The sequence below is a fragment of the Pseudoalteromonas sp. CO348 genome (genome assembly GCF_004208845.1).
Taxonomy (GTDB): domain Bacteria; phylum Pseudomonadota; class Gammaproteobacteria; order Enterobacterales; family Alteromonadaceae; genus Pseudoalteromonas; species Pseudoalteromonas maricaloris.
Genome location: NZ_SGPI01000033.1, coordinates 207,886 through 221,942, shown reverse-complemented (window position 1 = coordinate 221,942; position 14,057 = coordinate 207,886). Strand labels below are relative to the sequence as shown.

Here is a 14,057-nt window from a genome sequence, read left to right as displayed (position 1 = left end):
TTCTATGATCTCGTTGATGTTAACAGAACATCCAAAACCTCTGAGTCTTCCATATTCACGCTTTCATAATGGCTTTCAAAAGTAGGATCTTTAAGACACGCTCAATAGGGCCAAAAAGTAGCGGCTGAAAGTGTATTAAGAACGGAATGTTAGTATGAAACCTGACGGGTAGAAGCTTTTGAGTGAGCATTTAAAAGGTACGGTTGCGCATTAACCCAAAAAATTGAGTGTCTAAGCATTAATGATACAGTAAGATAAAGTCAATATAAGCCAACTACTTGGCTACAGGTTTACCAAAGAGAATCATGATGTTAACAGGCAAAATTCGTAATCAGATCGACCAAGTTTGGGAAATGTTTTGGACAGGCGGTGTCGCGAACCCAATCTCAGTGATTGAGCAGATCTCCTACCTGCTGTTTATTCGTCGTTTAGATGAGCTGCAAAAGACCGCAGAGCGGCGCAGCCAGGCAACGGGTCTACCGATGAACAACCCAACCTTTTCGCCTGAAGAACAAGCCCTTCGCTGGAGTAGTTTCAAAGACAAAGATCCAGACGTCATGATGGAAATCGTCCGTGATCGCGTGTTCCCTAAAATCAAGGCGCTACAAAATGAAGGTAGCTTTGCTGAACACATGAAAGATGCGATTTTCATGATCCCATCGGCTAAGCTATTAGATCAGGTCGTACAGCTACTAAGTGCTATCGACATGAACGACAAAGACACCAAAGGCGATCTGTACGAGTATCTGTTAAGCAAGTTGCAACAATCAGGCGTAAATGGTCAGTTCCGTACTCCGCGCAATATCATCCAAATGATGGTCGAGCTGATGCAGCCAAAAGTGGGCGACACCATTTGTGACCCATCATCAGGGACATGTGGTTTCTTAATGGCGGCGGTTGAATACGTTGAAGAGCATCACGCGAAAGAATTGAACAAACCTGATAACCGTAAGCACTTTAACAACGAAATGTTTACTGGCTTCGACTTCGATAAACACATGCTACGCATTGGTGCGATGAACATGCTGCTGCATGGGATTGAAAACCCAAGTGTTCACTACCGCGATAGCTTACAAGACCAAGGTGACGAGAATATCTCTGAAGCCTACAACCTTATCCTTGCCAACCCACCGTTTAAAGGCTCAGTTGATTTCGATATTGTTGCACCAGACTTACTTCGTGCATTAGGTAAAAACCCAATTGTTAAGAAAACGGCACCGAAATTCAAAACTGAAACTGACGAAAACGGTAACGAGATCCAAGTTGAGGTTAAACAGAAAAAGCCGACTGAAAAATCAGAGTTATTATTCTTAGCCTTAATCCTTCGTATGTTGAAAGTTGGTGGCCGTGCCGCAGTTATCATTCCAGATGGCGTGTTATTTGGTTCAACCAAGGCGCACAAAACCATTCGTCAAAAAATCGTGCAGGACCAAAAATTGGAAGCGGTCATTTCACTTCCTTCTGGTGTGTTCAAACCCTACGCAGGGGTAAGTACCGCCATTCTTATCTTCACTAAAACCAACAGTGGTGGTACCGATAACGTTTGGTTCTACGATATGCAGGCAGATGGTTACTCATTGGATGACAAGCGCTCACAGCTGTTCAAGGATGGCGAACAGCCAACCCACGAGCAAAGTAATATTGCCGATATCATTGCACGCTTTAAATCGCTAACCAACGAAGACTGCACCCCAAACAGTGACAGCCCAGAACATAAGCGCAAGAAGACTGAGCAGAGCTTTATGGTTCCGGTAGAGGACATTACCAATAACGACTTTGATCTAAGCATCAATCGCTACAAAGAAGTGGTTTACGAAGAAGTGCAATACGATGCGCCGCAAGACATCTTGAAGCGAATAAAAACGTTGCAGGATAAGATGGCGAAGGGGGTAGCTGAGTTGGAGAAGTTGCTGTGAAAACCGTTAAATTAGCGACTTTATGTAATGTACTCTCGGGGTTTGCTTTTAAATCAGAATTGTTTGGAGAGAAAGGAATACCAGTAGTAAGAATAAGGGATGTTGTTAGAGGCACCTCAAACACTTACTACTCCGGTGAGTTTGACGAAAAGTACATTCTTGAAAATGGTGATATTTTGGTTGGCATGGATGGTGACTTTAATACTGCATATTGGCGCGGTGGAAAAGCTCTGTTAAACCAGCGCGTATGCAAAATAGAAGTAGACCCAACGAAAGTATGTAAGAAGTTTATCTACTACTTACTACCTCTAAAGCTAAAAAAGATTTGGGATGACACTCCTTTTGTTACTGTAAAACACCTGTCGGTTAAAAAACTCTTAGATATAGATGTCCCAGATTGGCCACTAGAAACCCAAAAGCAAATCGCAGCAGTGCTAGAACAAGCCGACCAACTGCGTAAAGACTGCCAGCAAATGGAGCAAGAGCTAAACAGCCTCGCTCAGTCAGTGTTTGTTGATATGTTTGGTGATCCGGTGACTAATCCGAAGAGTTTTGAAGTTACGAAACTCAAAGATCTTGTTTCAGTACTGAGTGGAGCTACGCCATCTAAATCAAATGATAGTTTTTGGGTCGGAGATGTACCTTGGGTTTCTCCGAAGGATATGAAAGTACCAGAATTATATGACGCCATTGATCATGTTAATGAGATTACTTTTACTGAAACTAATTTAAAAAGTATCCCCTTAAATTCAATACTTATTGTCGTTAGAGGAATGATTCTGGCACATACGGTTCCGTTGGCAATTACTCGAAAAAAACTTGCTATCAATCAAGATATAAAAGCATTAATGGTTAAGTCTGAATCTATCACCAGTGAATTTTTACTAGCGGCATTATCAAGTATGCACGCTCATTTGCTAGGTATTGTCTCTACGGCTGCACATGGTACAAAACGAATCGATATGGCCGATTTGTTGAACATTAGGATCATCGTACCAAGCCTTGAAAAGCAAGAAGAGTATATCAAGGCAATTCAAGTTATTAGAGAATTGTTGGCGAATCAAAAAGCGGAAGAAGCCTTGCATGAGTCTAATTTTAAAGCCCTTATGCAAAAAGCCTTTAAAGGCGAGCTAAACCTATAACGAATAATAACAATATGATGTAAAAAGGAAATTCAATGTCAGATACGGCTAACTCTTCATCTAGCTCTAAAGGCAGCTTTTCTCAAAAGAGCAATTTTGCGTTTATGGACGTTGCCCTTAACGGTGGCAGCGATATATACACCACACGTTGTGCCGAGATTCAAACTCGTGCCCAAAATGCGGAAAGCAATATCAAAACCGATCCGCGTATTGCTGGTTTCTATGCCCGTAACGCACTGGAGTTAATGGTTGAAACCGTATTTGACATTGATAACTGGTTAACTCGCCCTCGCCACGATGCGACCTTAATGTCGCTGATTCATGATAAGGGCTTTAAGCAAAACCTCACCACCAACCTCTTTCCTAAGCTTAAGCTGGTGATTAAGGTTGGTAACGAGGCTGTACACAGTAAAACCACACTGCCACAGCGTGATGCGTTGCAAGCTGTGAAAGAGCTGCACCATGTGCTCTATTGGTTTATTCGCACCTATACACCCGCTTTTGCAAACGGAGATTTGAATCGTAGGCAATTTGTCGTCCAACCATTTGATGAAGCGCTTATCCCACAGCGAGTCTCAATTGATGCGGCTGTAGCGACCAAAGCGCTAAGCAGCATCAAGCGGGTTCAAGAGTTAGAGAAGCGGCTAGAGCAAGAAGACAAAGTAGAGCGTGACACTTACCTCAAGCAGCTAAAAGAAAACGAAGCGCTCAAAGCCGCAAACCAAGCCTTACTTGAGCAGATTGAACAAGCTAAGCAAAGTGCCGAAAAGGTCACGGATACGCACGACTATAACGAAGTAGAAACACGTACTTATCTTATTGATGTGCTGCTTTCTGAGGCCGGTTGGGAATTAGCGCATCAGCGAGACCGTGAATACCCTGTATCAGGCATGCCAATTTCGCAAGTTAACCCTAATGGGAATGGGTTTGTTGACTACGTTCTATGGGGAGATGACGGTACGGCGCTCGCGGTTGTTGAGGCAAAGCGCACGCATCGTCGAGCCGAAGACGGGCAACAGCAAGCGAAGCTTTACGCTGATTGCTTAGAAAAACAGTGTGGTGTACGTCCAGTTATTTTCTACACCAATGGTTATGAGACTCATCTGTGGGATGACCATTTTTACCCGCCACGCCAAGTTCAAGGCTTTTACACCAAAGCTGAACTTGAGCTTATGGTGAAGCGTCGTACTGATCGTAAACCATTCTTTGAAAATGGCATGCCTAACAGCAATCTTGTTATTAACAACGAGATCACCAACCGTCACTATCAAAAATCAGCCATCACTAAACTATTACAGGACTTTGAACTAGAACATGAGCGCAAAGGGTTATTCGTGATGGCGACGGGGACAGGTAAAACCCGTACTGTGATAAGCCTTGTCGATTTGTTGGTGAAAAACGACTGGGTTAAGAACATCCTGTTTCTTGCTGACCGTAATGCGCTGCTCACTCAAGCCAAGAAGAACTTCGTTAAGCTACTACCCCGCGTTAGTTGTTCTATTCTGGATTCTGGTCAGAGTAAAAACAGTGTCGACAGTCGCTTGTACTTCTCGACATACCCGACCATGAAGAATCTACTGGATCGTGGCGCAAATGAGCGACCATTTGGTGTCGGTCATTTTGATTTGATTGTTGTCGATGAGGCACACCGTTCTGTCTACTCGAAATATCGGCAAATTTTCGAGTATTTTGATGGCTTCTTGGTAGGGTTAACCGCCACACCAAAAGATGAAGTTGAAAAAGATACTTATGGCATTTTTGACCTGCAAAAGGGGATGCCAACTTACGCCTATGAAGACGATAAAGCGTATGACCAAGGTTACCTTGTGCCACCAACTAAGATTTCTGTGGCGACCAAGTTCCTGCGTGAGGGCGTTAAGTACAAAGATTTATCACCTGAAGAGCAAGAAGAGTGGGAGGGCAAAGCTGAGCTAGAAGGCCGAGATGAAGTGTTACCATCTGAGGTGAATAAGTTCTTATTCAACGAAGATACAGCCGAGAAGATGTTTGCTCAGTTGATGAGTAAAGATGAACGTGGCGGTATCCATGTCGAAGGTGGAGATGTAATTGGTAAAACCATCATCTTTGCCGCTAACAATGATCATGCAATTTTTCTTGAGAAAATATTCAATAAGAACTATCCCAAGTGGGCGGGGAAATTGGCGCGAGTGATCACATGGAAAGAGACTTATGCACAAAGCCTCATTGATGAATTCAGCGGAGACGAGAACAAGATTGACGAATTCGACCCCAAGAACCCTACATGTCGTATTGCAATCTCCGTAGATATGCTCGATACCGGTATTGATGTACCGGAAGTCGTGAACCTTGTATTCTTCAAAGTCGTTCGCTCAAAAGTGAAATTCACCCAGATGATTGGGCGTGGTACACGTTTGTGTAAAGACCTCTTTGGTCCGAATGACGATAAGAAAACATTTAAGGTCTTTGACTACTGCCAAAACTTTGAGTATTTCGATGCTAACCCTGGAGGTATTGCGGTGGGTGTAGCGAAATCTGTGACTCAACAGGTATTCGAGAAACGCGTTCTACTTAGCACATTACTTAACAGCAAGTTGAATAATGAAGCGTTCCGAGAGCAAAATCCAGAAGACTACGAGCGTTATTCTGAGCTAAATCGTTACCAACTGGATATGTTGCACCATATTGTCAGTGGGATGAATCTTGATAACTTTATTGTAAGACCGAAGCGCCGAGCGATTGAGCCGTTTTTAGAGCGTGAGCATTGGAATAACATTGATGATGCTAAGTTTACTGAGCTAGAGAGTCAGATTTCACAACTACCAACGGAAGCAGAGGCATTTAACTCTGATGAGCAGCTTAATCACCTATCACATCGCTTTGATAATTTAGTTTTGACCATGCAATTGGACCTGCTAGAGAAAGGCATGATCTCGGAAGCGAACCGTGGGCGTGTCATCGAGTTTGCAGAGCAGTTAGAAGCCAAATCAACCATTCCAGCAGTACAGGCTCAGCTACAACTTATCCAAGATATCCAGACCCAAGAGTTTTGGCAAGATATCCAATTAGCTACACTGGAAGTGCTACGACGTAAGTTACGAAGTCTTATGTTTGCGTTGGACAAAGATAAAAAAGAGATGGTGTACACCAACTTTGAAGACGATGTTCAAGGTGTTCATGACGTGACTAATGTGTACAAGAACCCGAGCATTGATTTAGCCCAATATCGCAAGAAAATTGAGCTCTATATTCAAGATCACCAAGACCAATTAACCATCCAAAAGTTAAAGCGAAATAAAGCCATTACACAAGCGGACTTAGACGTTTTAGAAGGCCTGTTATTGGAAGCGAGTGGTATGAGTGATGTGGAAACCTATCGCGAAAAAATCCTACAAGATAAGCCTCTAGGCACGTTTATTCGCGAGCTTGTCGGCTTAGATATGAATGCAGCTAAAGAAGCATTCAGTAGCTTCCTTGATGAAGAGGCTTATAACGCGGAGCAAATTCAATTTGTCGACCAAGTGATCGACTACCTCGTTAATAATGGCATCTTAGATATGTCGCAGCTATTCGAGTCACCATTTACTGATAAGCACGGCGAAAGCGCCTATGGTTTCTTCGATGAAGGTACTGTGGTCGAGCTGTTTGGTGTGATCCGAGCTGTCAATGCGAATGCAGTGGTTACAGCAAACCAGAGTGCTTAACGTGGGTAGGATTTAAGTAGTGTCTTATTTATACGAGTATATTGATGAGCTCTTACGCCTTCAGTCAACAGCAGTTGAAAAATTTAAGCATAAAGGGGTATTAGGCGATGCTCGCGAGGAATTCCTTCGCGATCAAGTGAAAGGCAGGTTAGATCGCGTTGGTGACCGATTGCACAAAGGAGAGGTCTTCTACCAGAATATTGAATATGGGCAACACGATATTATTCTAAGACGAGAAGACACTGTGAACCCAAATATAGGGAATCAAGTTCGAATTTGTAGCACAGAATGTGCAGCAATCATTGAAGTTAAAACCAATGCAAAGTTAACAGAAATTCGAGACTTCGAACGTAAATCAAAGGAGCTCAAAAGGCATAATGCAAATCTAGTATGCGGTATATTTTGCTATAAGATCGCCGGTAAAACGAGCACTGTTCTTGCTAGATGTGGATATAAATTTGATAAAACGTATCAAACCTTTGAGTCAGATAACTCTAAAAAAGAATACTCGAGCATAGACTTTATAATTTGCTTAGATGAGGAAGAAGAGGTGAATGGTACTGACCATAATAGGGAGCCAATCACCTATAATAAAGGTTTCTTTTTAAAGAGGAGCTCTATTTCCTATGACTTGTTCAAAGGTGCTCCGTATTCAGAGTGGTTATTTCAAGAGCTTCTAAGGGCAGATAAACTGAACTCTTCTAACTAAGATATTTCTAACCCTGCGGTTTAATTGATTATTTATTATAAGCACTAAGCTCAGCAACATATCTGTGGTAGCCGTTTTCTTCTAGAGTTTCGATTATATCGGCAACGGGGAATACTGTGGCCCGGGCTATTAATGCGGTAATGCTGTCTGCGTATGTTGTTCAAATTGAATCTTAAACTAACTACGTGCTGTGTTAGAAAATATTTAAACTTGTTTTGTTTTATTTAAATTTGTTATGTGTTAGGTTTGCAATGCCTTAAATTTCAAGGGCTTTTCTAATAAATGAACTTAATAAATGTATAAAGGAATAATATACAATGAAAGTATTGAACAAAGTTTTTGGTGCAACCGTTTTAGCGCTAGGTGTATCTGCAGGGTCGGCTTCTGCTGCTGAAGTAAAAATCACAGAAGTAGATTATGGCAGCGTGGTCATTCAAACTGCTGAAGTTGTATTAAACCACAGCCAAGCAGGCACTTTCTCTATGAATGTGAGCGAAAACCATTTAACTGTAAATGCTCAAGACTCTAATGGACGTAAGTTCCGCTGCGTAATGAATGGCACTGTAAGCTACAGCGATCCTACTATTCTTGAAAGAGTAACGAACATCGCAGCGACAATCTCTGAAGGCGACAGAGTACAATTTGAGGTGCAAAAAAATGTATTACCTCAAGTTTGTCATGTTAAAAAAATGCTAAGCTTCTAAGCTTTGCTATTTCGCAATGGAAAGTGTGCGCACCTTCCATTGCTTTAGGTACTCAGCTGCAATTCAATTGCCGTGAGCAAAACACAACATCTAACTAGCAACAGCCAATAAGCCCTATATTCTAATTAGCATTAGCATATGTTCTAGTTGCTTACCTCTTTCTTGCTCAAACTTCAGGATTGATATTTCCTTATTCTGCAGGGACAATCTCCCACTCAGTGACATCAAGGTGCGTTTCAGTTGCTTTGCACAGTGCCGACCAAATCGTCACAAAATGCACTTTTTGAATATCGCTGCCACTGTGCATGATGCTGTTAGAAATCGCTTCTGTGCTCGGGGGCGCATAAAGTCTGGGGTGTGAGTCTTTATACTTCTTATAGGCCCAACTAGTTTGACCAAAAGTATCTTTTAGCTGTTGCTTACGTCGAGTGATTTGGTCATTTTTATCTTGTATTTCTTGATAAGCTTGTTTAGCCTCTGGCCGTTTGACGATGGTGGTCTTTAAAATCAAGTTAGGTAAAGGCACATTGGCTTGGGTGGCCATTTGCGTAAAGCCGTCTTGCATCTCTCTGAGGCGTTTGTTCCCTGTTGCTACACTTTGTGAGCGTATTGTGCTTGGCCAAACATTATCTAGCCTTAGCTTTGCCATGGTGGAGTTACTATGCACACCAAAGTACTCGTCAGGTAGCCCAAGCATATGCCCAAATTCATGCGTCATCACAATGTATTTATGCGGTACGGTGCGATCAACATTATGGGGTGTGCGAATAACGATAAGTACACCCCCATCTTGGCCAGATACGGTGTGATTTCGAGTTCTGGTTTTTAAAAAGGTCACGGCATCTTTTGCCCATTGCTGAGACGTGTTGGCCACAATAGCAAAGTTGTCGCCGACAATGCGTTGATTAATATAGTTGGCAATTGAATTTGCTCGGCGTGATTCTAAATTGTACGTAAAGGTGCTGTCATTTTGACCTTTGAGACCAATAATATAAGCTTTAATACCCACAACGTCAGGTGTGCGTCTCAATCTAACTATCGCAAGAAAGCGGTCGAGATAGGTTTTTATGCCAGTAGTGAGTAAATGTTGATCTGATGAGAAGGTAATATAGTCGCCATCGCCCGCAGGTAGCAACCCCCTCAATCCTGAGCGCAGCAAACCCTCTTTGTAATTGAAGATCCGCTCTTGGTTTTTTGTGATGTCAATTTCATTGGCAAAATTGTTGACGTCGCAGACATGTGGAACCACGCCATGATTGATGCCGCCGCTAGACTTATACCGCGCAAGCTTTTTAACTTCTACAACATAACGACAGTACGCTGGGTTGTTCACTTCTGCAATGACAAAGTTAATGTCCATCACAAATTCTTCCCAGTTCTGCTTGGTACAGCGGATCTTATAATTGTTCTTCCACTTTTCTAAAATTACGCGTCTTGCGTTGCGTTTAAACTCATTTTTTTCATTCATTGACCACGAGAGTTGATCTTCGGTGTTGTCGATAAATCGATAAAAGATTTTGACAATCACGGTGATTTTCTTTTTGTGTGGTTCTACTTTGAGATCAAACTTGCCGATTTTTGTGGCAGGCACAAAGTCTTTAACAACTAAGTTGCCCCTAATACCATCCCTGATGAAATTCTCTTTCATGTAAACCTCTAGATATGACCTCAATTAGCGCAACTATAGTTGAATGTAAAAGTTGAATCAAAGTTAAAAAAACATAATTAAAGTGTTTAATTTGATTGCTTTATTTTTGTTCGAAAAACGAAAAAACACCGCTTAAATTCATTTTTCATCCACAGTTGCTTGCTATTTTTGAATCATTTAAGGCTGATTACATTTGCGTTAATAACTTTAAATATTGATGTCAATATTTGGCCTGAATCAAGGACAATCACGGTTCTTATTTTACAAGATATTAATATCTTGACTTTGGATCATTCTGCTCCACAATGGAATGAAGAATAAATTATAAACGAGTATTAAGGTTGTAATTGGTCGCCTATGTTACTTTTTTCTCCGAGTACTGAGCTTGATGCCGGTGTATTTCTTAAAGAAGAGCGAACAAAGTTTCGGGAACTACGTAATTTACTCAATATTGCGCAATCTAGCCTACGCAAGTTGCTAGAAACGCCATCTTCAGCACAAGACCAAGAACTTCAGCGCCAAAATGCCGAGGATTGGTATCAACTACAACAAGCAACTGGCGAAACGCTAAAAAATGACTCAAGAGATATTGAAGTCTTTGTGTGGTGGTTGTCCTCGTTAGCGTACAAAAAAGAAGATCTATCCTTATTTAATGCAGGGTTAGACGACTTTTTGTTTGCACTAAAACAACTCGGTGAGTCAATTCATCCTAAACTACCTGAAAAAAAAGTAGCTAAGCTCGATGACGCTGAAGCTGCGCAAAAACACTGTGAAAATCAAACCAAACCGCTTGAACAGCTGACCGGCGATAGCCCAAGTTCAGGGCTGTTAAATGTGCCACTAATGCGCTATCCGTTTATTGATGACTACACTTACAGTGATTACGTTTCGGCTCAGAAAGACGGCAGTCTCGAAGCCAAAAAAACCGAATTCGCCGCAGTTTTACAATCCAGAAAAGCAGAACTGGTCTCACGTTTTAATACCTTGAGTGAGATTGAAAACAAGCTTAAAGAGGTTGATTTATTCGTCAACGGATACCGTAATAAGCACGGGCTTGCATTGCTTGGTTTTCGTTTTGTTCGCGATGCGATAAAGCAAATTAAGCTGATGTACCAACACTTCTTTCCTGATGTTGCAAAACAACAAGAAGCGACTGACGTTTTAGTACAAAAGGAAGAGAATCCAGTGGTTGTTGAAGCAAGTAAAGAGCCCGTACCACAACCACAAGCGACGGTGAGTGCAACCGTCGCAGAAGCGACCATCACCCAGCCTGTGATTGCCAAAGCGGCGTATACCCGTGAGCATGCACTGGAAGACTTAAATAAAATTGCGGTTTTCTTTAAGAAGACGGAGCCGCATAGCCCCATTCCCTATTTGCTCGCCAGAGCCATACGTTGGGGCAACATGTCATTCTCCGATTTGATGGGAGAATTGATTGCAAAAGATTCACCTGCGCTTGCTGAGATAAGCAAGTTAACAGGCGTTGACAATGACTTAGGTGAGTTGTTGTCGGAAGAGAGTGTAGCAGTATCTAGTCCGAATCCCGCGGTTGTAGAAACGGTGGTGCCTGAAGTAGTGCAACCGATTCAAACAGACGCAGAGCCAGTACCAGAAGTTAAGCCTGTAACCAAAGATAGTTCCTCGTCAGGGCCACTCTGGTAATTAATAAAGATTAAATTTATGCCTACACTTTGTAGGGAAAAATAACATAGCTATGGAGAATACAAATGGCGTCAATTTTCATGAGAATCGACGGCAATGACAGCATCAAAGGGGCTGCAACAGTTGCCGATTTAAACAGCAAAAAAGGTTGGTTTGCGGTAGATAGCCTATCTTGGGGCGCTATGCGTGGCGTTTCTGTAGATATTGGTAATGCAAACAACCAAGATAACGGTATGGTAGCACTTGGCGAGATCAGCATCTCAAAGAGCTATGACGGTGCAACACCTTACCTACTTACCTATTTATTCCAGCCAGGTGCAGACGGTAAAACCGTTGAGCTAGTAATGACTAAGCCATCTCGTGACGGTAAAGGAATTGTACCTTACTACGTTATTTCTCTAGAAGAAGCACGTATGGCGAACTTTAGCATCTCTGGTAGTGACGGTGGTCAGCCATCTGAGTCATTCTCGCTTACTTATACTAAAATTGAGCAAATCTTCTTCGTTGAGGATGAGGGCGGTAAGCTAGAGAAAGCAGCATCTGTTAAATACGATGCAACGACTAACCAGCTTACTTCTGCTGCAGATCTTAAGTAAGGTAAATCACTATGGCACTTAATTCGCAACATAAGCGCGTTAGTAAAAACCGCGTAAGTATTACCTACGATGTTGAAACTAATGGCGCAACTGAGAAAAAAGAGCTGCCGTTTGTATCAGCGGTACTCGGTAATTTCTCTGGAGACAGAGAAGACCCAAAAGAAGTTGAAGATCGTGAATTTATTCAAGTAGATCAAGACAACTTTGATGACGTACTGGGCCGTATCCAACCTTCATTGACCCTAAAAGTCGACAATGTGATTGAAGCTGATGACAGTCAGTTTGAAGTTAATTTAGATTTTGACTCAATGAAAGACTTTGAGCCTGATGCGTTGGTTCAACGCATTGAACCTTTGAAAAAGCTGCTTGAAACGCGTAATCAACTGAATGAATTGTTGAGCAAAGCGGATCGCTCTCGTGACTTTGAAAAGTTACTAAAAGACATTCTACAAAGCGCGGATTCTTTGAGCGCGTTGTCTGATGAACTTGGCGTTAAAGGAGAGGAATAATGTCTGAAGAATTACAGCAAGATGGTGGTGCAGCTGGTGAAAGCGGTTCGTTTTTAGACCGTGCAATCAGCGCGACAAGTCAAACTGCGCCAGACAGAACCAAAGAGTTACTTACTTCTTTAACCAAAGAAGCGATGTCAGGCACGGTGACTTGGGATAAAAACTTAACAGATACCATCGCGAATGCGGTGGCAGAAATTGATAAGAAAATGTCCCAACAGCTTTCAGCAATTATGCAACAAGATAGCTTTCAAGAGTTAGAAGGTTCATGGTTAGGTCTGCAAAAGTTGGTCCGTAACAGTGCGCTTGGCACTTCACAAAAGGTTAAGTTACTCAATATCAAAAAAGATGAGTTACTTGAGCAATTTGAAGATGCACCAGCGGTCGACCGTAGCCCGTTATTCAATACGCTATATCAGCATGAATATGGCACAGCAGGCGGTGAGCCTTACGGCCTAATTTTAGGTGATTACGAGTTTTCTCAAAAAGATGAAGACGTTGCGCTTTTGCGTTACATGGGTGAAGTGGCTGCAGCTAGTCACGCGCCATTTATCGCAGCAGCAGCGCCTGAAATGTTCGAATTAAGTAGCTTCTCAACATTTAGTGAAGGAAAGCCAATCGCACCGGCATTTGACTCGCCAAGCTATGCGTCTTGGAACTCATTTAGAGAAAGCGATGACGCACGTTATGTGGCATTAACTATGCCTCGCACGATGGCGCGTTTACCGTACGGTGGTAAAGGCAAAAAAATCAAATCATTCGAATTTGAAGAGCTAGCGACAGATACCGCAGGTAATCCAAAACCAGCGAGCAATGACGAGATTGTTTGGTCTAATGCTGCGTATGAAATGGCGCTGAAAATGAACCAAGCTTTTGAAGCATACGGTTGGTGTACTGCGATCCGTGGTATGGACAATGGCGGTAAAGTAGAAGCTTTGCCTAACCTGACTTATTTGACTGATTCCGGTGATATCACGCAGCAGTGTCCGACTGAAGTTAACTTAACGGATGAGCGCGAGAAAGAACTGAGTGATTTAGGTTTCCTTCCGTTAGTTCACTATAAGAACACCGATTATGCCGTGTTCTTAGGCGGACAAACAACGCAAAAACCTAAAGAGTATACCGATCCGGATGCGACAGCGAATGCCGCAATCTCAGCACGTTTACCATATATCATGGCGAGTAGTCGCATTGCACATTATCTCAAAGTAATGGGTCGCGACAATATTGGCTCTAATATGGAAGCGGCTGATATCCAGAAGGAAATGAGTGAGTGGATCGCAATGTACACAAACTCAGGTGCGATGGGCAATGCAGAGCGTGCAAAAACCCCACTTGCTGAAGCACAAATCTCAGTGATTGAGCAGCCTGGTCGTCCAGGTGCTTACTCGGCAATTGCGCATTTGCGTCCTTGGCTACAAATGGAAGAACTAACAACTTCTGTGCGTATGGTCGCAAGCTTACCGGGCTAAGTTTACAACGCCTAAT

General features: G+C 42.5%; 10 protein-coding genes. 9 read left to right on the top strand and 1 reads right to left on the bottom strand.

Annotated elements, in window-relative coordinates; genetic code table 11:
- Positions 1 to 308 precede the first annotated feature (308 nt).
- The 5 genes from EXT48_RS17585 (at position 309) to EXT48_RS17565 (ending at position 8,154) form a co-directional block, all read left to right on the top strand.
- Positions 309 to 1,916 carry a class I SAM-dependent DNA methyltransferase gene (locus EXT48_RS17585; RefSeq protein ID WP_130165266.1) on the top strand — a complete coding sequence of 536 codons (1,608 nt, stop codon included), beginning with the start codon at positions 309 to 311 and terminating at the stop codon, positions 1,914 to 1,916.
- Entirely contained in the window at positions 1,913 to 3,058 is a 1,146-nt protein-coding gene (locus tag EXT48_RS17580; protein WP_130165191.1) for a restriction endonuclease subunit S, read from the top strand. Before EXT48_RS17585 ends, EXT48_RS17580 begins: the two co-directional genes overlap by 4 nt.
- Before the next feature lie 35 nt (positions 3,059 to 3,093).
- On the top strand, positions 3,094 to 6,741 hold the full coding sequence (locus EXT48_RS17575; RefSeq protein WP_130165190.1) for a DEAD/DEAH box helicase family protein: 3,648 nt from the start codon (positions 3,094 to 3,096) through the stop codon (positions 6,739 to 6,741).
- 19 nt (positions 6,742 to 6,760) lie between these two features.
- The gene (locus tag EXT48_RS17570) at positions 6,761 to 7,450 is read left to right on the top strand and encodes a DUF6602 domain-containing protein (protein WP_130165189.1); all 690 of its coding nucleotides are present in this window, start codon (positions 6,761 to 6,763) and stop codon (positions 7,448 to 7,450) included.
- A 317-nt stretch (positions 7,451 to 7,767) separates the two neighbouring features.
- On the top strand, positions 7,768 to 8,154 hold the full coding sequence (locus EXT48_RS17565; RefSeq protein ID WP_130165188.1) for a hypothetical protein: 387 nt from the start codon (positions 7,768 to 7,770) through the stop codon (positions 8,152 to 8,154).
- 190 nt (positions 8,155 to 8,344) lie between these two features.
- Here the strand turns inward: EXT48_RS17565 and EXT48_RS17560 are convergent, their stop codons facing one another.
- Positions 8,345 to 9,802: a hypothetical protein gene (locus tag EXT48_RS17560; RefSeq protein WP_130165187.1), complete on the bottom strand. Its 1,458-nt coding sequence runs from the start codon at positions 9,800 to 9,802 to the stop codon at positions 8,345 to 8,347.
- Between the two features lie 357 nt (positions 9,803 to 10,159).
- Between EXT48_RS17560 and EXT48_RS17555 the strand changes: the two genes are divergently transcribed.
- The 4 genes from EXT48_RS17555 to tssC all read left to right on the top strand — a co-directional run bounded on the left by EXT48_RS17555 (position 10,160) and on the right by tssC (position 14,041).
- A complete protein-coding gene (locus EXT48_RS17555; protein ID WP_130165186.1) occupies positions 10,160 to 11,464 on the top strand; it encodes a type VI secretion system ImpA family N-terminal domain-containing protein in 1,305 nt (434 codons plus the stop codon).
- Positions 11,465 to 11,529: 65 nt separating this feature from the next.
- On the top strand, positions 11,530 to 12,060 hold the full coding sequence (locus EXT48_RS17550; RefSeq protein ID WP_045989241.1) for a type VI secretion system tube protein Hcp: 531 nt from the start codon (positions 11,530 to 11,532) through the stop codon (positions 12,058 to 12,060).
- 11 nt (positions 12,061 to 12,071) lie between these two features.
- On the top strand, positions 12,072 to 12,569 hold the full coding sequence (gene tssB, locus EXT48_RS17545) for a type VI secretion system contractile sheath small subunit (protein WP_045989242.1): 498 nt from the start codon (positions 12,072 to 12,074) through the stop codon (positions 12,567 to 12,569).
- A complete protein-coding gene (gene tssC / locus EXT48_RS17540; RefSeq protein WP_045989243.1) occupies positions 12,569 to 14,041 on the top strand; it encodes a type VI secretion system contractile sheath large subunit in 1,473 nt (490 codons plus the stop codon). Before tssB ends, tssC begins: the two co-directional genes overlap by 1 nt.
- The last annotated feature ends 16 nt before the right edge of the window (positions 14,042 to 14,057 follow it).

Excerpts from the sequence above, each read along its gene's own strand:
- EXT48_RS17555 (WP_130165186.1), top strand. The coding sequence starts at position 10,160 with ATGTTACTTTTTTCTCCGAGTACTGAGCTTGATGCCGGTGTATTTCTT.
- EXT48_RS17560 (WP_130165187.1), bottom strand. The coding sequence starts at position 9,802 with ATGAAAGAGAATTTCATCAGGGATGGTATTAGGGGCAACTTAGTTGTT.
- EXT48_RS17565 (WP_130165188.1), top strand. The coding sequence starts at position 7,768 with ATGAAAGTATTGAACAAAGTTTTTGGTGCAACCGTTTTAGCGCTAGGT.
- tssB (WP_045989242.1), top strand. The coding sequence starts at position 12,072 with ATGGCACTTAATTCGCAACATAAGCGCGTTAGTAAAAACCGCGTAAGT.
- tssC (WP_045989243.1), top strand. The coding sequence starts at position 12,569 with ATGTCTGAAGAATTACAGCAAGATGGTGGTGCAGCTGGTGAAAGCGGT.
- EXT48_RS17585 (WP_130165266.1), top strand. The coding sequence starts at position 309 with ATGTTAACAGGCAAAATTCGTAATCAGATCGACCAAGTTTGGGAAATG.
- EXT48_RS17575 (WP_130165190.1), top strand. The coding sequence starts at position 3,094 with ATGTCAGATACGGCTAACTCTTCATCTAGCTCTAAAGGCAGCTTTTCT.
- EXT48_RS17550 (WP_045989241.1), top strand. The coding sequence starts at position 11,530 with ATGGCGTCAATTTTCATGAGAATCGACGGCAATGACAGCATCAAAGGG.